Below are 17066 nucleotides of genomic sequence, written 5' to 3' on the forward strand. Positions count from 1 at the left end.
TTTCACCCCTCGGCCCCGGGGTTTTCCAGGCCCGCAGGGCCTGGTCTTCAGGGGCGCGGGGAACTGCGCGAGAAGCCCCACTCACCCGCACCCGCCCACGAGACAGGCACCCCCACCCCCTCACGCGGCCTTTCGCTCCACGTACTCCCCGATCTCCACCATCGGCGGCCGTTCCTCCAGGTCCACCGAGTAGGTGCGCGGCTCGAACCCTTCCCGTCCCCGTTCGAACTGCGTCAGCACCGGCCGGATCAGGTGGCCCCGGGCCAGCCGCAGCTGGGCGGTGCGATAGATCGCCGCGGACATGCGGCCCAGCGCCGCACCGTCCTGGTGGCGGTGTTTGCGGACGCCCACGTCGACCTGGGCGAGCGCGTCGAGGCCGACCAGGTGCAGCGCGTCGACCAGCATGCCCAGCTCGATGCCGTAGCCCACCGGGAAGGGCAGCCGCTCCAGCAGCGAGCGCCGGGCGGCGTACTCGCCGCCTAGCGGCTGAACGAAGCCGGCCAGCTGGGGCCAGTGCATGTTGAGCAGAGGGCGGGCCATGAGTTCCGTCACACGGCCGCCCTGGCCGGCGGCGGATCCGAGGGGGCGGTCGTACATCGCCTTGACGAGATCGACACCGGGGTCGGTGAGCAGCGGGCCGACGATCCCGGAGACGAAGTCGGACGAGAACTCCTTGAGGTCCGCGTCGATGAAGCAGACGATGTCGCCGGACGTCACCAGCAACGACCGCCACAGGACCTCGCCCTTGCCGGGCACGGCCGGGACGCGGGGCAGGATGTCGTCACGGTGGACGACTCTGGCCCCGGCGGCCGCCGCGACCTGGGACGTCCGGTCGGTGGACCCGGAGTCGACGACCACGATCTCGTCCACGAGCGGCACCTGCCGCATCAGGTCGTGGCGGATGATCGCGACGATGTCGCCGACCGTTGCCTCTTCGTTCAGCGCGGGCAGGACGACGCTGACCGTCTGCCCTGTGGCTCGTTTCGCGGCCATGATCCGGTGGAGCGGGCGGTCGGCCATGGACCAGGAGCGGGTACTCAGCCAGCGCTCGACTTCCTTCAGCACAGTGCGCGGCTCCTCTGCGTTCATCTCGCGGTTCGGACGGCTCTCTCAACTGTCCTGGCCTTCGGTTACAGTCTTGGACAACGCTGGTGACCATCGCATGTCGCGGCTCGTCGGCGTATACAACCAAATACCGCTCATCCAGAGGGGCAGAGGGATACGGCCCGATGAAGCCCCGGCAACCCTCCAGCCGGTCTCGTAGCGATCACCGTCGATCGCGTCGCGAGGCTCCCGGCTAGGGAAGGTGCCAAATCCGTCTCACGGCGAAGTGCGTCGTGAGGAAGATGAGGAGAAAGGGCCTCGCCTCCATGGCTGCGCAGACTGTTGCAAGCACCACCGACTCCACCGTAGACCTCGGCCCCGCCGCCGCACTGAGCTGCCGCGAATGCGGTCACCGCGTTCCGCTCGGGCCGGTCTTCGCCTGCGAGGAGTGTTTCGGGCCCCTGGAGATCGCGTACGACTACTCCGCCTACGACACGGACGAGCTGCGCAAGCGGATCGAGTCCGGTCCCGCGAACATCTGGCGGTACGCGCCCCTCCTGCCCGTCCCGGCGGACGTGGCCACCAAGCCGAACATCAACCCCGGCTGGACCCAGCTCGTCAAGGCCGACAACCTGGCCGCCGCGCTCGGTGTCGACGCCGGCAAGCTCTTCGTCAAGGACGACTCCGGCAACCCGACGCACTCCTTCAAGGACCGGGTCGTCGCCCAGGCCCTGGAGGCGGCCCGCGCCTTCGGCTTCACCACCCTCTCCTGCTCCTCCACGGGCAACCTGGCCGGTGCCGTCGGCGCCGCCGCCGCCCGCGCCGGCTTCCGGTCCTGCGTGTTCATCCCGCACGACCTGGAGCAGGGCAAGGTCGTCATGGCCGCGATCTACGGCGGCGAGCTCGTCGGCATCGAGGGCAACTACGACGACGTGAACCGCTTCTGCTCCGAGCTGATCGGCGACCCGGCCGGTGAGGGCTGGGGCTTCGTCAACGTCAACCTGCGGCCGTACTACGCGGAGGGGTCGAAGACGCTCGCGTACGAGATCTGCGAGCAGCTCGGCTGGCAGCTCCCGGACCAGCTGGTCGTGCCGATCGCCTCCGGGTCGCAGCTCACGAAGATCGACAAGGGTCTGCAGGAGCTGATCAAGCTCGGGCTCGTCGAGGACAAGCCCTACAAGATCTTCGGCGCGCAGGCCGAGGGATGTTCGCCGGTGTCGGTGGCCTTCAAGGCCGGGCACGACGTGGTGCGCCCCCAGAAGCCGAACACCATCGCCAAGTCGCTCGCGATCGGCAACCCGGCCGACGGGCCGTATGTGCTGGACATCGCGCGGCGGACCGGCGGGGCCGTGGAGGACGTGACGGACGAGCAGGTCGTCGACGCGATCAAGCTGCTGGCGCGCACCGAGGGGATCTTCGCGGAGACCGCGGGTGGGGTGACCGTCGGCGTGACGAAGAAGCTGATCGAGGACGGCGTTCTCGACCCGACGCTGACCACGGTCGTGCTCAACACCGGGGACGGTCTGAAGACGCTGGACGCGGTGGCCGGGACCGGACTCACCGCGACCATTCGGCCCAACCTCGATTCGTTCCGTGCGGCCGGTCTCGCGTAAGGGCTGGTAGTCGTTCGTCTGCGCGTCCGTGGGGCTGGTCGCGCCCACGCGGCGGTAGCCGCATACCCAGTACAGCCCCGCGCCACCACTCTTCTGCACCGACCGGAGGTCACACGTCATGAGCGTCAACGTCCGCATTCCGACCATCCTTCGCACCTACACCGGGGGCCAGGCCGAGGTGAGTGCCGAGGGGGCGACCCTCGGCGAGGTCATCGCCGATCTGGAGAAGAACCACAACGGGATCGCCGCCCGGGTGCTCGACGATCAGGGCAAGTTGCGGCGGTTCGTGAATGTGTACGTGAATGACGACGATGTCCGGTTCGAGCAGGGCCTGGAGACGGCCACGCCGGACGGCGCGGGTGTGTCGATCATTCCCGCGGTCGCCGGTGGCTGACCGCCGCTCCGTACCGGCCGGTAGTAACCGTCGGTAACTTCGATTACCGAGAGTTCATCGAATTGCCCCCACCGTGAGAGAAGCGGAGGGGGCAATTCTCTATGGTTGAGCACTGTAGAGTTGGGGAACCCGGTCCGATCACCTTAGTGATTCCTTGCCGGGCGCATATTTGATCGCGCCGCACGCCCTATATGAAGTAGCCAAAGTGTGCAGGCCTTTTGCGTAATTCGTTCCTTTTGTGGGGCCCGACTTGCCCTGAATTCGGGCGAATTGTTCGTACATTCCCGACCGGTCGTGTCCAGAATTCTCGTCCGATTGACCTGTTGCAGAGGGCAGTTGGACAGATACATTCGGCCGCGGTCGACGCGTTCCGGCGCACACCCCCAACCGTTGGGGGGTGAGGTCTGACCCGGATCCGCGAAGTGTGGATCTGTGCAAGGGCCAGTAATAGGGGAGTTAGGCATGGCTCAGGGCACCGTCAAGTGGTTCAACGCGGAGAAGGGGTACGGCTTCATCGCGGTCGACGGTGGTGCGGATGTTTTCGTCCACTACAGCGCGATCCAGATGGACGGTTACCGCACCCTGGAAGAGGGCCAGCGGGTCGAGTTCGAGATCTCGCAGGGTCAGAAGGGGCCGCAGGCGGACATGGTCCGACTGGCGGCCGGCTGAAGTACGCGCCGGGTTCAACGCAGCGACGTTCTTCGTTCTTCATGGGAGGGCTCGCACCCCGTTTCGGGGTGCGAGCCCTCTCGTGTGTGGGCCGCCGGGCCGACCGGTCCGGGCCCGGGTCGTGGGTCCGCCGACGGGCGCACGGGGGTACGTTCACCTGCGGATCATCGAGAGGCGCTTGCACTCGACCATGCCGAGTGCTAATCATTGGCGTTAGCACTCTGAAGGTGAGAGTGACAACGAAGGACCGGGTCGGTGAGGCCCGCAGGCCAGGTGGGGCAAGGAACCACGGGGCAGGCGAGCCGTCCGTCGCGGGCGCGGGCGCGGTCCGAAGGAATCACCCCCAGTCCTGGAGGGACCACTTCACATGGCCAAGATCATCGCGTTCGACGAGGAGGCGCGGCGCGGCCTCGAGCGCGGCATGAACCAGCTCGCGGACGCCGTCAAGGTGACGCTCGGCCCCAAGGGCCGGAACGTCGTCCTCGAGAAGAAGTGGGGCGCCCCCACGATCACCAACGATGGTGTGTCCATCGCCAAGGAGATCGAGCTCGAGGACCCGTACGAGAAGATCGGCGCCGAGCTGGTCAAGGAAGTCGCCAAGAAGACGGACGACGTCGCCGGTGACGGTACGACCACCGCGACCGTCCTCGCCCAGGCCCTGGTCAAGGAAGGCCTGCGCAACGTAGCCGCCGGCGCCAACCCGATGGCCCTCAAGCGCGGTATCGAGAAGGCCGTCGAGGCCGTCTCCGGTGCGCTGCTCGACCAGGCCAAGGAGGTCGAGACCAAGGAGCAGATCGCCTCCACGGCCTCCATCTCCGCCGCCGACACCCAGATCGGCGAGCTCATCGCCGAGGCCATGGACAAGGTCGGCAAGGAAGGCGTCATCACCGTCGAGGAGTCGCAGACCTTCGGTCTGGAGCTTGAGCTCACCGAGGGCATGCGCTTCGACAAGGGCTACATCTCGGCGTACTTCGCGACCGACATGGAGCGCATGGAGGCGGTCCTGGAGGACCCCTACATCCTCATCGCCAACTCCAAGGTCACCAACGTCAAGGACCTGCTCCCGCTCCTGGAGAAGGTCATGCAGTCGGGCAAGCCGCTGCTGATCATCGCCGAGGACGTCGAGGGCGAGGCCCTGTCGACCCTGGTCGTCAACAAGATCCGTGGCACCTTCAAGTCCGTCGCCGTCAAGGCCCCGGGCTTCGGTGACCGCCGCAAGGCCATGCTCGGCGACATCGCCATCCTCACGGGCGGCGAGGTCATCTCCGAGGAGGTCGGCCTCAAGCTGGAGAACGCGACCCTGGACCTCCTGGGCCGCGCCCGCAAGGTCGTCATCACCAAGGACGAGACCACCATCGTCGACGGCTCCGGTGACACGGACCAGGTCGCCGGCCGGGTCAACCAGATCCGCGCCGAGATCGAGAACAGCGACTCGGACTACGACCGCGAGAAGCTCCAGGAGCGCCTGGCGAAGCTCGCGGGCGGCGTGGCCGTCATCAAGGCCGGTGCCGCGACCGAGGTGGAGCTCAAGGAGCGCAAGCACCGCATCGAGGACGCCGTTCGCAACGCGAAGGCGGCCGTCGAGGAGGGCATCGTCGCCGGTGGTGGCGTGGCCCTGCTGCAGGCCTCCGCGGTGTTCGAGAAGCTCGAGCTGACGGGTGACGAGGCGACCGGCGCCAACGCCGTGAAGCTCGCCCTGGAGGCCCCGCTCAAGCAGATCGCCGTCAACGGTGGTCTCGAGGGCGGCGTCGTGGTCGAGAAGGTCCGCAACCTGACCGTGGGCTGGGGCCTCAACGCGGCCACCGGTGAGTACGTCGACATGATCGCCGAGGGCATCATCGACCCGGCGAAGGTCACGCGCTCTGCCCTGCAGAACGCCGCGTCCATCGCCGCGCTCTTCCTCACCACCGAGGCCGTCATCGCGGACAAGCCGGAGAAGTCCGCCGCGCCCGCCGGCGGCGGCATGCCGGGCGGTGACATGGACTTCTGATCGACCCCGGTCGATCACCGTCCTTCGTACCGAGGGCGGCACCCCCTGGAGACAGGGGGTGCCGCCCTCGGGCGTTTCCCGGCGCGCCCAGCGGGCCCCTTCCGCGGTGTGCCCGGGGTCACAGCGGATGCGGGGGTGGGGGCGGAATCCCGTGGCCGATCGCGTGGTTGTGCGGAGGGCGAGCGCTATATGCGTGCGCATGGAATTCATTCCGCTCTCCCCTTCAAGGAGTCCCCACGTGACCACCGCCTCCACCGCCTCCACCGCTTCCGCCACTGGCTCCGCGTCCCGCGCCGCCGAGGTGCTGTCCCGACCCGTCAGGATCAACGGGCTGACCGTGCCGAACCGGATCGCGATGGCGCCGATGACGCGGGTGTTCTCGCCCGGTGGGGTGCCGGGGGCGGATGTGGCCTCGTACTACGGGCGGCGGGCGGCCGCGGGGGTCGGGCTGATCGTGACCGAGGGGACGTACGTCGGGCACGAGACGGCGGGTGATGTCGACGGGGTGCCCCGGTTCGCCGGTGAGGAGCAGCTCGCGGGGTGGGCGAAGGTCGCGGAGGCCGTGCACGCCGGGGGCGGCACGATCGTGCCGCAGCTGTGGCACATCGGGACCGTCCGGGAGCAGGGCAAGCTCTTCCCGGACGCCCCCGTGTTCGGCCCCTCCGGTCTGCGGGTCGACGGCACCGAGGCCGCGGGCGGCCGGGCCATGACCCAGGCCGACATCGACGAGGTCATCGCGGCCTTCGCCAAGTCCGCGGCCGAGGCGGAGCGCATCGGCATGGACGGCGTCGAGATCCACGGCGCCCACGGCTACCTCGTCGACCAGTTCCTCTGGGAGCGCACCAACCGCCGTACGGACGCCTACGGCGGTGACCCGGTCGCCCGGACGAAGTTCGCGGCGGAGATCGTGGCGGCCGTGCGGGACTCCGTGTCCGCCGACTTCCCCGTCATCTTCCGCTACTCGCAGTGGAAGCAGGAGGCGTACGACGCGCGCCTCGCCGAGACGCCGAAGGAGCTGGAGGCGGTGCTGGCCCCGCTGGTGGCGGCCGGTGTCGACGCGTTCCACGCGTCCACGCGCCGCTACTGGCAGGCGGAGTTCGAGGGTTCCGAGCTGAACCTCGCGGGCTGGACGAAGAAGCTCACCGGCAAGCCCACCATCACGGTCGGCTCGGTCGGTCTGGACGGGGAGTTCCTCGCCGCGTTCACCGGCGAGGCGGCGACGACGAAGGGGATCGACGACCTGCTGGACGGTCTGGAGGCCGAGGAGTTCGACCTCGTCGCCGTGGGCCGTGCGCTGCTCCAGGACCCCGAGTGGGCGGCGAAGGTGCTCGGCGGCCGTTTCGACGAGCTGAAGACGTTCGAGCCGTCGGCGCTGGGGTCGCTCAGCTGAGTCGCCCCCGTGCCGGGCCCGCGCCGGGTGCGCGCCGGGGATCTTTCGCCAAGTCTCCCCAGTACCCGGCGGTAGCGAACCAATTCCGTCATATGTGTCGTTGTAGTGTCGTGGCACAGCGCCGTCAGCGCCCCAACTCTCCTTATTTCACCGGGAGTTGGGGCGCCGATGCGCTGACCATCCCATGATGGTCCCCTTCCCCCACGAATCGGACAAGATATCCATGGCACGACACAAGCTCACCCTCAAGCACAAGCGGTTCCTCGCGGCCGGTGCCGCCGTCGTGGCGGTCGCGGGCGGCCTCGGCGTCGCCGCGAACGCGGGCGCCAGCGAGACGGTCGAGAAGAAGGCACCGGTGCCGAAGGTCGTCGTCAAGACGGTGTTCGCCCCGGCCGACACCGCCGATGTCGCGACCGCCGTCACCTACGACACCGCCCTGGTCCCGGTCGCCGGGCGGGTGCAGGTCAAGGAGGAGCTGCGGCGCGACGGCGGTACGCGGATCGAGCTGCGACTGCGGGACCTCGCCGCGAACCGCGTCTACGGCGCCCACGTCCACACCAAGCCGTGCGGCAAGCTGCCCGCCGACGCCGGGCCGCACTACCAGGACGAGCTCGACCCGACCCAGCCGTCCGTCGACCCGGCGTACGCCAACCCCGAGAACGAGGTGTGGCTGGACGTGCGGACGAACAAGGACGGTTCGGCCCGCTCGATCGCCACCGTCGACTGGCGCTTCCGGGACGGCGGGGCCCGTTCGGTGGTTCTCCACACGGCGGCCACCTCCACCCACGCGGGGCACGCGGGCACGGCCGGGGCGCGGCTGGCCTGCGTGAACGTGCCGTTCAAGTAGGAGCCCCCGGCGGGGAACCCGCGGGCGCGGCCGGTGGCCGGTGGCCGGTGGCCACGCAGCCGGCCTGGGACAGGGACAGGGCCGGCGTCGTACGGCCCAGGGCGGCGAGCAGGATGTGGGCGCGGGAGCGGGTGGGGCGGGCTCGGTCCGGTTCCTCCTCGGGTACGTCACCCCGCGTGAACCTCGCCCACCAGGTGTCGTCGCGCGCGGTACGGGAGAACCACGTTCGGGTGATCCACTGCGACGTCCCCGAATCGGCGGTCAGGTGTTCGCGGCCCCGGCGCAAGTGACCCGCGTCCTGAAGCCTGTTGAGGGCTGTACGCAGGGCGCATTGGCCGTACGGCAGCTCCTTGGCCAGCGTCTTCACACTGATGTCGGCGCCGTCGGGGAGGCGGTCGATGTACGCGGCGATCGCTGCTTCGCGGGGTGGGAGGTCGGCGAAGTCCTGTGCCGTGTGGGGGAGTTGGCCGGGGGCGGCGCGCTTGCCGTAGCCCGGGGCCGCCATGGGATGGCGACGCGGAGGGTGCGGGTCCGCGTGCGCGGGCAGGGGGGCAGCACTAGAGTTGGCAGCAGCCATGGGGATCGAATTCATCCTTCGATCTCGTAGGTCAAGCCCCCGCAGGTGTTGGTAGCACCTGGCGGGGGCTGTTTCGTCTGCGGGCACCGTATCAGCATCGTCACGGTGCGTGGCAAGTCGAACGCGTGACGTCAACTCGCCGGGTGGGAGGGTGGGTTGAGGCCCACCTCCCCTTCCGAAAAAAAGAGGGCTCGCGGCTGGTGGCTTGAGCTTCGGGGCCGGTTCCGCCCGCGCGTCAGCCCATGCTCTTCGCGCCGTCCAGGGACTCCCGGATGATGTCCGCGTGACCGGCGTGCTGCGCGGTCTCGGCGGCGATGTGCAGCAGCACCCTGCGGGCCGACCAGCTCGCCTCCCCCTCGAACCAGGGGGCCTTCGGCAGTGGGTGCGACGCGTTCAGGTCGGGCAGCGTGGCCACGAGTTCGTCGGTCCGGTCGGCCACCTCGACGTACTCCGCGAGCACGCCGGCCAGCGTCTCGCCGGGCAGCATCCGGAACTCGTCGGCGCGCTTGGCCCAGTCGGCCTCGGTCATGGCGGTGAAGTCGGGCATCGTCGAGGGGCCGTCCACGATGAACGCCGCCCAGTTCCGTTCCACCGACGTGACGTGTTTGATCAGGCCGCCGAGACAGAGTTCGCTGGCCGTGGTGCGCTGCCCGGCCTGCTCGTCGGTGAGGTCGCGGGTGGTGAAGCGGAGGAAGTGGCGCTGCTTGGCGAGTGTTTCCAGCAGGTCGGCGCGCTCGCCGGTGGGCAGGGTGGGGGCGGGGGTGTTCGTCGTTGTGTTCATGCCCCCACGGTAGGAACCATGTAGGTCAGATCCTGACCTCTTCGCGGGTCAGTCGCGCTTCAGTTCCTCGATGAACAGGGACCAACTCTCCGCCCGGAACACGAGCTTCGGGCCGAGGGGGTTCTTGGAGTCGCGCACGGGGATGTGGGTGGGGTGCGTGGGGTGGGCGAGGGTGACTTCTAGGCAGTTGCCGCCATCGCCGCCGCTGTAGCTCGACTTGTGCCAGCGGGTGACCTCCAGGCAGTTGCCGCCACTGCCGCCGCTGTAGCTGGACTTGTGCCAAGTGGCCGAGCCCAGCTCGTGCTCAGGGATGCTCCTCATGCGCATAATCCTGGGCCATTGTTTCGAGCATGACCAGGGAGTTCTCTGGCGGCAGTGCGGCGGCGGTGAGGAACTCGAAGGTGCGTCGCTGATGGCGGACGGTGGCGGGGTCGTCCTCCAGGCGGCCGGTGCCGACACCCTCGTAGTAGACGAGCGGGGGCGCCTCCATGAAGTCCATCAACTTGATGGAGCCCTCCATCGACGCGTGGGCGCCGGAGTCGAAGGGCAGCACCTGCACGATCGCCCGGCTCTGGTGGATCATCCCGGCGATGTGCCGTAGGGCCTCGGTCATCACCTTGGGTCCGCCCGTGGTGCGACGCAGTGCGGCCTCGTCCAGGACCACCCACAACAAGGGGTCTGCTGGATCGTCGAGGATGCGGACGCGCTCCATCCTGGCCGTCACCAGGTCGTCGACCACCCGCTGCGGTGCCGTCGGCTGGTACGCCCGGAACACGGCTCGTGCGTACTCCGCGGTCTGGAGCAACCCGGGGATAAGCAGCGGAGCGTACTCCCTGATCTCGGTTGCCTCCGCCTCCGCGTCCGCCGCTTCCGCGAAGTGTTCCGGGTACTTGGACTTGGCGGTGGCCTGGCAGTTCCGTAGGAAGAAGTCCCCCGTGTCCAGCGCGACATCGATCAGCCGGGCGATCTCCGGCTGCATACGCCGTACCGCCGCCTCCAACTGGCCCACGAACGAACCGCTCACGAACAGCCGTTGGCCCAGATCCTCCTGGCTCAGCCCTGCCCGCTCTCTCGCGTGGCGCAGCTCCGCGCCCAGAAGTGCTCGCGGCGACGACGACGGGTCGAGGTCCTTCGGTCCTGGCATGGCCATTACCCCCTGTACAGCAGTCCCCCTGTTGGGGCGTCGTGTCTGGCCAGGCTAGGGCGCTGTCGGACACGCTGTGTGGCGAATCGGCAACCCAGCGTGGAGGAATGGCGACGTGAAGAACAGAGCGGCGAACGGTCGGCGCAGGTCCGCGTTCTCGACCGAGGACGCCGTGGAGCAGCTCGACCAGGCCCTGCGTGGCGTCGGGATCATCCTGCCGTCCCTGCGCGTCGACCCGATCACCGGCGCCAGTGAACTGCCCTACCCGCTCGTCGAGTTGGGTCGCTGCAACCTCCAGGTCGCCGCCAAGCTCGCCGCCGTGCTGCGCAAGGCGGCCGAGACGTGAGCGCCCCGCGGCGGTCGTACGCCGTGGACGTGCGCGACGGGCGGCTCGGCGAGGTGATGGGGCGCGAGGGCGGTTACGTGCAGTTGCGGCCGGTCGGGGGTGGGCGGGAGTGGGACTGCCCGCCGGACGCGCTGCGCGAGGCCCCGCCGGGGGAGGTGCTGCGGGCCCGGGTGCGGCGGGTCAACGCGGAGGGGCGGCTGCCGTGCTGAGCGAGACTCTCGGGCGCCCGGGGTCGCTCACATGTTCCCCAGGGGCTCGATGTCCACCCGTACCGGCTCGCCCCAGATGCGGGTCACGTCGTAGTCGGTGAACTCCTGGACCAGGCGGTAGGCGAGGGCGGGGCGGGGGCCGCGGCGTTGGGCGGCGAGGTAGAGCTCGGCCTCGCGGCGGTCGCGGCGGGGGGTGCCGCAGAGCTGCCAGACCTGGCCGTTCCATGCTTCCGGGAGCCAGCGCTGCTGGGGTTGGGGGCGGTCGTCCCGGATGCCGTAGCGGGAGGGGGCCGGGGTGGTGGGGCCGGTGGGGCGGGACGGGCCGTAGCTGTCGTTCAGCTCGGTGCGGCGGGCGGCGCGGCGGCGGGTCTCGCAGAGCAGGCAGCGGTCGGGGGCCTCCTCGTCCACCGGGCCGTTGGGGTGCTCGGCGCAGCGGGTGGTGGGGGCGGCCGTCGTGACCGTCTCGTCCAGCAGCTCCAGGGCTCGCTTGATGTCGGCCTTCACCTCGTGCAGCCGGGCGTCCGGTGTGTCGGCGTTCAGCGCCTCGCCGTGCTCCCCGAGGACACGCAGGGCACGGCCGAGGGCGGTGAGCTGGGCGTGGTTCATGGTGGTGGTCTCACCCCGGGGTGGTGTGGTCGCGGACCCTCTTCTGACCTATGAAGGGTGCCATGCGGCACCGACAACCCCCTCGATGTGGGTCAGGGGCCGCCGCAGGGTGCCGCCGCGAGCGGCTCACGGAGACGTCGCCGCCGCCAGGGCCGCCCGGAGGTGGCCCTCGTTCTCCGTCAGGAGGCGGGCCGCCGTGGGGGCGTCCACGCCGCTCAGGATGGTGAGGATGGCGTTCTTGACCTGGCCGTTCGAGGCGGTGAGGGCCGTGTCGATCTCGTCGTCCGTCGCGCCGGTGGCGAGGGCGACGATGCGGTGGGAGCGGGCACGGAGCTTGTCGTTGGTGGCCCGCACGTCGACCATCAGGTTCCCGTAGGTCTTGCCGAGGCGGATCATGGTGATCGTCGAGAGCATGTTGAGGACGAGCTTCTGGGCCGTGCCCGCCTTGAGCCGGGTGGAGCCGGTGACCAGCTCGGGTCCGACGACGATCTCGATGCCGTGATCGGCCGCCGCCGCGAGCGCGCTGGCCGCGTTGCAGGACAGGCCCACCGTCAGCGCGCCGGCCGCCCGCGCGTGCTCCACCGCTCCCACCGCGTACGGCGTGCGCCCCGAGGCCGAGACGCCCACCACCGTGTCGTCGGGCGTCAGGGCGAGCGCGTCGAGGTCGGTCCGGGCCAGCTCCGCCGAGTCCTCCGCGCCCTCGATCGAGGTGACCATGGCCTCGCGGCCACCCGCGATCAGGCCCACGACCTGCGTCGGGGCCGTATTGAACGTCGGCGGGCACTCGGACGCGTCCAACACCCCCAGCCGGCCCGCCGTCCCCGCGCCCGCGTAGATCAGCCGACCGCCCCGGCCCATCCGCTCCGCGATCGCGTCGATCGCCGCCGCGATCAGCGGCAGCTGCGCGGCCACGGCCGTCGGCACTCCCGCGTCCTCGGTGTTCATCAGCTTCGCGATGTCGAGCGTCGGAAGCTGATCGATGTCGGCCAGCTCCGGCCGGAACGCCTCGGTCGTCAACGACTCCAACTCCGCGCGCACGGCCAGGTGGTTGGCCAGGGCGGCACCCGGGAGGCCGGAGCCGCCCGGAAGGCCGGCGGCGTTCGAGAGTGCGGAGGTGTCCGGGGAGGTGGGGGGCATGGCGACTCATTTCGTGCGGGTGGAGCGACTGTGCGTTGGCGGGCGGACGCCGCGGTGGTCCGGGCGGCCGGGACGGCCGGCCACGGCCGCCGCGACAGCCGTCCCGGCTACCGCGAGGGGCCCCCGATCCGATGCCGATGGGCCAGCGCCTCGTACGAGGCGGACAGCGCCGGCGCCGCCGACTCGTACGTCCGTTGTGCCACTCCGACGAACAGGCAGTCCACGACCAGCAGTTGGCTCGTCCGGGACGACATCGCCGCCGGTCGCAGCTCGCTCTCCCGTGCCGTGGACGTCGTCAGGACGTGGTCGGCGTACTGGGAGACCGGCCCGTCCGGGCGGCCGGTGATCGCGACCGTCGTGGCGCCGTGGTCGAAGGCGACCCGCAGCGGTTCGATGACGTCGCCCGTGGAGCCGGAGTGGGTGATCGCCACGGCCACGTCCTTCGCGCGGAGCTGCACCGCGTTGGTGACGGCGAGGTGCGGATCGCTGTGCGCCTGGGCTATCAGCCCTATGCGGAGCAGTTTCTGTGTGAGGTCCTGGGCGACCAGCCCGGACGCCCCCACCCCGTAGACGTCGATGCGCCGGGCACCGGCGAGCGCCGCGACCGCCGCGCCGAGCTGGCCCATGTCGAGTCCGGCGGCCGTGTCCGCGAGGGTCTGCTGCTCGTCGTAGGCGAGCTTGGCGACCACGTCGGACAGCGGGTCGTCCACCGCGATGTCGGCCGTGACCGAGGGCGCGCGGCCCGACAGCTGGTGGGCGGCGAGGCCCGCGAGGGCGAGGCGCAGGTCGCGGTAGCCGGGGTAGCCGAGGACGCGGGCGGTGCGGACGACCGTGGCCTCGCTGGTGCCGGTGAGTTCGGCGAGGCCCGTGACGGTGAGCGCCGCGCAGGCGGCCGGGTCGTTCGCCACGGCCTCCGCGACGCGCTGCATGGAGCGGGTCATGGAGGGCGCCAGCGTCCGCACCTTCGCCGCGAGGGCGGCGGGGGCGGGCGGCGCGACCGGGGCGGACGCCGGTGAGAAAATTTCCTTCACGTCATCGCTCACATAGTGAAAGATATTTTCTGTCGGGTGCGATGGTCAAGGGCCGCACAATGGATGCATGAGCCCCAGCAGTGACCCCGTGAGCCCCCTTGAGCAGACGCTGCACGCGGCTCGCGCCCTCGTGCTCGCCGATCTGGTGTCCGGGAAAGTCGCGGAGGCGGACATCGTCTCGATGGTCGAGGAATCCGTCGCACAGCGCCGCTGGTGGGTCGAGCAGTGGCCGGACGGCGCGGCGTACGTCGCCGGGCTCGTCGCCCAGGACGTCCAGGACGCCCTGCTCGAACGGTACGGCCGCTGGCCCCTGTGCCCGGTCTGCGGCGACGGCGACCCGCACGCCCTCGACGTCGAGCCGGAGCTCGGGCCCGATCCGCAGTGGGTGTGCCACAAGGCGGGGGTGCGGGTCGCGGCGCTGGGGTCGCTGGGCGCCCCGTCCGGAGGAGGCTTCGGGGATGCCCCCGGAGGGGCGGTGTCCCCGTGACCCTCTACGTCGATCCCCCCACCTGGCCCGGGCACGGGCGGATGTGGTCCCACCTCGTGAGCGATGTGTCCTTCGACGAACTGCACGCCTTCGCCAGGGAGTTGGGCATCCCCGAGCGCGCCTTCGAGCGCGACCACTACGACATCCCGTCCCATCGCTACACGGAGGTCGTGCGGGCCGGCGCCGTGGAGGTGGGCTCGAAGGAACTGCTGCGCAGGCTGACGGGAGCGGGGCTGCGCAGGCCGAAACGACGAGGGCCCGCGGCCTGAGAGGGCGCGGCTGAGGGCCACGCGGCGCCGGGCGCGCCGCCCGTACGGGGCAGTGGGTCGGTCGACGAAGACCGCGTCCAGCCTGTGCACCCGGTCCCGGAGCGGTCGGGCCCGGCGTACGTCAGGCGCGCAGCCGGAGTTCGTACGCGAACTGCTCCCCGTCCTCCCCGTCGCCCCAGTCGTCGCTCACCTTCTCGAATCCGGCGCGGGAAAGGACGCTCTGCGAAGGGGTGTTGAACTTCTCGACGACCGCGAACAGCGACCGTACGTCCCCCCGCTCCCGGCTCCGCTCCCGCGCCCAGCCGGTCAGCGCGCCCACCGCCTCGGTCATGTAACCGCGCCCGCGCGCCCCCTCGACCAGGTCGTACCCGATCTCGACGCGGCCCTCCTCGTCCGGCGCCCCGTGGTAGCCGAGCGCGCCTACGGCCAGCCCGTCCTCCTTGCGGACGAGCACGAACATGCCCCACTCCGGCCGGTGCACCCCCGCCTCGTACGCCTGGAACACCAGGCCCGCGCCGACCCGGGTGCCCTCGACCGGGCCGCCCACGATCCAGTCGAAGCCGCCGGTGCCGCCCTCGGCGAGATCGGCCGCGGCGGCCGGGTGGACGCCCTGGAGGACGAGCCGCTCGGCGTCGATGTGCAGCGGGTTGCTCCACTTCCACTCGGTGACGGGCGCCCGGTCCGGCAGGTCGCCCCGGCCGGTGGCCCACAGCAGCGTCGCCCAGGGGTCGTCACCGGGCCTGACGTGAGGGAAGAGGCGGGCGAGCACGGACTCCGACAGTCCGAGCCCGGCGGGCGGCACAGCCGCGGCCGTCGGGAGCCCGAGGCCCTCGATGATGTCGTGTACGTGCAGCAGCACCTCGGCGACGCCCATCGCCGCGAAGCCCTCACGGTCGGCGGCGCGGAACGGGTACGGGTGGAAGGCGCGGACCGAGCGGGGGGTGGTGTCGACGGCGGCCGTGAGCAGGGCGCCGGTCGTGCGGATCACTTCCAGCAGGTCGGCGTTGTTCTCGCACTCCGCCATGTCGATCTCGAACGGTGCCCAGCGTGCCGTCGGCCGCCCCGCCAGCTGTCCCGCGTAGGCGATCAGGTCCGACGCGACGTGCTCGGCGGTCTCCCGGCAGGTCCAGTCCAGCCGTCCTGCCTTGGTGCCCTTCCAGTCTCGCTCGGCCACCGTCCCCAGCACCGCGAGGCCGTGCTCGACGGCTTCCCGTACCTGTTCCCCACCCATTGGTCGCATGGCGGCGAGGATAGGCGTGGTCAGGCCTCCGTACGTACTGGATTTACGGTGCCCGCGCCGGCGGTGTCACTGCTTCCGGCCACCAGGCGGGAGGCCCGCGTACGCCGGTGGAGGCGCAGGGACACGGCGGTCGTGACGATGGCGGCCGCGGTGATGGCGCCGCCCGCCCAGGCCGTGGCGGCGAACCCGTGGCCCGCGTCGATGACGACCCCGCCGATCCAGGGGCCACCGGTGTTGCCGAGGTTGAACGCGGCGGTGGTGGTGGCACCGGCGAGGGTCGGGGCGGCGCCGGCGACGTTGAAGAGGCGGGCGTTGAGGGCCGGGGCGGTGTAGAAGCAGGACACCCCGAGGAGGAAGGAGAGGAGGACGGCGGCCACGGCGTACTGGGCGAGCAGCGCCAGGGCGACGAGCAGGACCGTGGAGGCGGCGATCCCGCTGAGCAGCACCCCGAAGAGGTGCGCGTCCGCGAACCGGCCCCCGATCGCCGTGCCGATCAGCGCCCCGATCCCGAACAGCGCGAGCACCGTCGGCACCCAGCCCGCGTCCAGGCCGGAGACGTCCGTGAGCAGCGGCGCGAGGTAGCTGAACGCGCAGAAGACGCCACCGGCGGCGAGCGCCACGATGGCGATGGACAGCCAGACCTGCCCGTCGCGGTAGATCCGGGCCTCCCGGGCGAGCCGGGGCCGCTCGGCGGGCAGCGGGATCGCCGGCACGAGCGTGACCACGCCGACCAGCGCGATCGCCGAGGCGACCGCCACCGCCCAGAACGCCGACCGCCACCCGAAGTGCTCCCCGAGGAACGCGCCCGCCGGTACGCCCAGCACGTTCGCGATCGACAGCCCGCCGATCATGATGGCCAGGGCGCGAGCGCGGGCGTTGACGGGCACCATGGCGACGGCCACGGCCGCCCCGACCGCCCAGAACCCCGCACAGGCGAGCGCGCTCACGATCCGGGAGGCGAAGAGGACGGTGTAGCTGGGGGCGAGGGCGCCGGCGATCTGTCCGAGGCCGAAGACCGTGATCAGGGTGACGAGGGTCGTCCGGCGCGGCAGCCGCAGGGTCGCCACGGCCAGGAGGGGCGCCCCGACCACCATCCCGATCGCGAACGCCGAGATCAGCAGTCCCGCCCTGGGGATGGACACGTCCATGTCCTCGGCGATGGGCGGCAGCAGCCCCGAGAGCATGAACTCGCTGGTCCCGAGCGCGAAGACGGCGAGGCCGAGGACGTAGACGGAGAGGGGTATGCGGAAGCGGGTGGCGTGGTCCGGGGCGGCGGCGGGTGAGGACATATC

Annotated in this window: 19 protein-coding genes, 1 pseudogene and 1 riboswitch; of the genes and pseudogenes, 10 read left to right on the forward strand and 10 right to left on the reverse strand. The window is 70.7% G+C overall.

From position 1 onward, the window contains the following. Positions 1–120: 120 nt before the first annotated feature. A complete protein-coding gene (locus tag RM704_RS32780) occupies positions 121–1065 on the reverse strand; it encodes a glucosyl-3-phosphoglycerate synthase (protein ID WP_033525957.1) in 945 nt (314 codons plus the stop codon). Positions 1066–1196: 131 nt separating this feature from the next. Next, positions 1197–1353: riboswitch (SAM riboswitch) on the forward strand. 17 nt (positions 1354–1370) lie between these two features. Between RM704_RS32780 and thrC the strand changes: the two genes are divergently transcribed. From thrC to RM704_RS32810, 6 genes are all read left to right on the forward strand, one after another. After that, positions 1371–2657: a threonine synthase gene (gene thrC / locus RM704_RS32785; RefSeq protein ID WP_033525956.1), complete on the forward strand. Its 1287-nt coding sequence runs from the start codon at positions 1371–1373 to the stop codon at positions 2655–2657. A 118-nt stretch (positions 2658–2775) separates the two neighbouring features. Beyond that, complete coding sequence (locus RM704_RS32790) at positions 2776–3051, forward strand: ubiquitin-like small modifier protein 1 (protein ID WP_033525955.1); 276 nt, start codon at positions 2776–2778, stop codon at positions 3049–3051. Positions 3052–3513: 462 nt separating this feature from the next. Continuing rightward, on the forward strand, positions 3514–3720 hold the full coding sequence (locus RM704_RS32795) for a cold-shock protein (RefSeq protein ID WP_005486335.1): 207 nt from the start codon (positions 3514–3516) through the stop codon (positions 3718–3720). Positions 3721–4087: 367 nt separating this feature from the next. Then, complete coding sequence (gene groL, locus RM704_RS32800; RefSeq protein WP_033525954.1) at positions 4088–5710, forward strand: chaperonin GroEL; 1623 nt, start codon at positions 4088–4090, stop codon at positions 5708–5710. A gap of 238 nt (positions 5711–5948) precedes the next feature. Next, on the forward strand, positions 5949–7100 hold the full coding sequence (locus RM704_RS32805) for an NADH:flavin oxidoreductase (RefSeq protein WP_052145902.1): 1152 nt from the start codon (positions 5949–5951) through the stop codon (positions 7098–7100). Between the two features lie 223 nt (positions 7101–7323). Then, positions 7324–7947, forward strand: a complete 624-nt coding sequence (locus RM704_RS32810; protein ID WP_033526055.1) for a superoxide dismutase family protein — start codon at positions 7324–7326, stop codon at positions 7945–7947. 49 nt (positions 7948–7996) lie between these two features. Here the strand turns inward: RM704_RS32810 and RM704_RS32815 are convergent. From RM704_RS32815 to RM704_RS32830, 4 genes and pseudogenes are all read right to left on the reverse strand, one after another. Then, a pseudogene (locus tag RM704_RS32815) lies at positions 7997–8452 on the reverse strand (hypothetical protein); the annotation flags it as partial. 307 nt (positions 8453–8759) lie between these two features. Beyond that, on the reverse strand, positions 8760–9305 hold the full coding sequence (locus RM704_RS32820; protein WP_033525953.1) for a DinB family protein: 546 nt from the start codon (positions 9303–9305) through the stop codon (positions 8760–8762). A 48-nt stretch (positions 9306–9353) separates the two neighbouring features. Beyond that, a complete protein-coding gene (locus RM704_RS32825) occupies positions 9354–9626 on the reverse strand; it encodes a DUF397 domain-containing protein (RefSeq protein ID WP_033525952.1) in 273 nt (90 codons plus the stop codon). Further along, complete coding sequence (locus RM704_RS32830) at positions 9610–10449, reverse strand: helix-turn-helix domain-containing protein (RefSeq protein ID WP_033526053.1); 840 nt, start codon at positions 10447–10449, stop codon at positions 9610–9612. The genes RM704_RS32825 and RM704_RS32830 overlap by 17 nt, the downstream gene beginning before the upstream one ends. A gap of 115 nt (positions 10450–10564) precedes the next feature. Between RM704_RS32830 and RM704_RS32835 the strand changes: the two genes are divergently transcribed. Next, positions 10565–10795, forward strand: a complete 231-nt coding sequence (locus tag RM704_RS32835) for a hypothetical protein (RefSeq protein ID WP_033525951.1) — start codon at positions 10565–10567, stop codon at positions 10793–10795. Then, positions 10792–11004: a hypothetical protein gene (locus RM704_RS32840; RefSeq protein WP_033525950.1), complete on the forward strand. Its 213-nt coding sequence runs from the start codon at positions 10792–10794 to the stop codon at positions 11002–11004. The genes RM704_RS32835 and RM704_RS32840 overlap by 4 nt, the downstream gene beginning before the upstream one ends. 27 nt (positions 11005–11031) lie before the next feature. On the opposite strand, the gene RM704_RS32845 is transcribed toward RM704_RS32840, so the two are convergent. The 3 genes from RM704_RS32845 to RM704_RS32855 all read right to left on the reverse strand — a co-directional run bounded on the left by RM704_RS32845 (position 11032) and on the right by RM704_RS32855 (position 13790). Then, entirely contained in the window at positions 11032–11610 is a 579-nt protein-coding gene (locus tag RM704_RS32845) for a hypothetical protein (protein ID WP_033525949.1), read from the reverse strand. 126 nt (positions 11611–11736) lie between these two features. Next, positions 11737–12747: an N-acetylmuramic acid 6-phosphate etherase gene (gene murQ / locus RM704_RS32850; RefSeq protein WP_311591693.1), complete on the reverse strand. Its 1011-nt coding sequence runs from the start codon at positions 12745–12747 to the stop codon at positions 11737–11739. Between the two features lie 107 nt (positions 12748–12854). Beyond that, positions 12855–13790: a MurR/RpiR family transcriptional regulator gene (locus tag RM704_RS32855; protein WP_033525948.1), complete on the reverse strand. Its 936-nt coding sequence runs from the start codon at positions 13788–13790 to the stop codon at positions 12855–12857. A gap of 55 nt (positions 13791–13845) precedes the next feature. Between RM704_RS32855 and RM704_RS32860 the strand changes: the two genes are divergently transcribed. Beyond that, a complete protein-coding gene (locus RM704_RS32860; RefSeq protein ID WP_033525947.1) occupies positions 13846–14265 on the forward strand; it encodes a DUF8819 family protein in 420 nt (139 codons plus the stop codon). Continuing rightward, positions 14262–14534, forward strand: a complete 273-nt coding sequence (locus tag RM704_RS32865) for a DUF4031 domain-containing protein (protein WP_033525946.1) — start codon at positions 14262–14264, stop codon at positions 14532–14534. Before RM704_RS32860 ends, RM704_RS32865 begins: the two co-directional genes overlap by 4 nt. A gap of 121 nt (positions 14535–14655) precedes the next feature. Here RM704_RS32865 and RM704_RS32870 read toward each other — a convergent pair whose 3' ends face one another. After that, positions 14656–15765 carry a GNAT family N-acetyltransferase gene (locus RM704_RS32870; protein WP_033525945.1) on the reverse strand — a complete coding sequence of 370 codons (1110 nt, stop codon included), beginning with the start codon at positions 15763–15765 and terminating at the stop codon, positions 14656–14658. Between the two features lie 29 nt (positions 15766–15794). Next, a complete protein-coding gene (locus tag RM704_RS32875) occupies positions 15795–17018 on the reverse strand; it encodes a Cmx/CmrA family chloramphenicol efflux MFS transporter (RefSeq protein WP_052145910.1) in 1224 nt (407 codons plus the stop codon). Positions 17019–17066: the final 48 nt, after the last annotated feature.

Origin of the sequence: Streptomyces gottesmaniae, assembly GCF_031845845.1 — a bacterium.
In the GTDB taxonomy this organism is placed as follows: domain Bacteria; phylum Actinomycetota; class Actinomycetes; order Streptomycetales; family Streptomycetaceae; genus Streptomyces; species Streptomyces akebiae.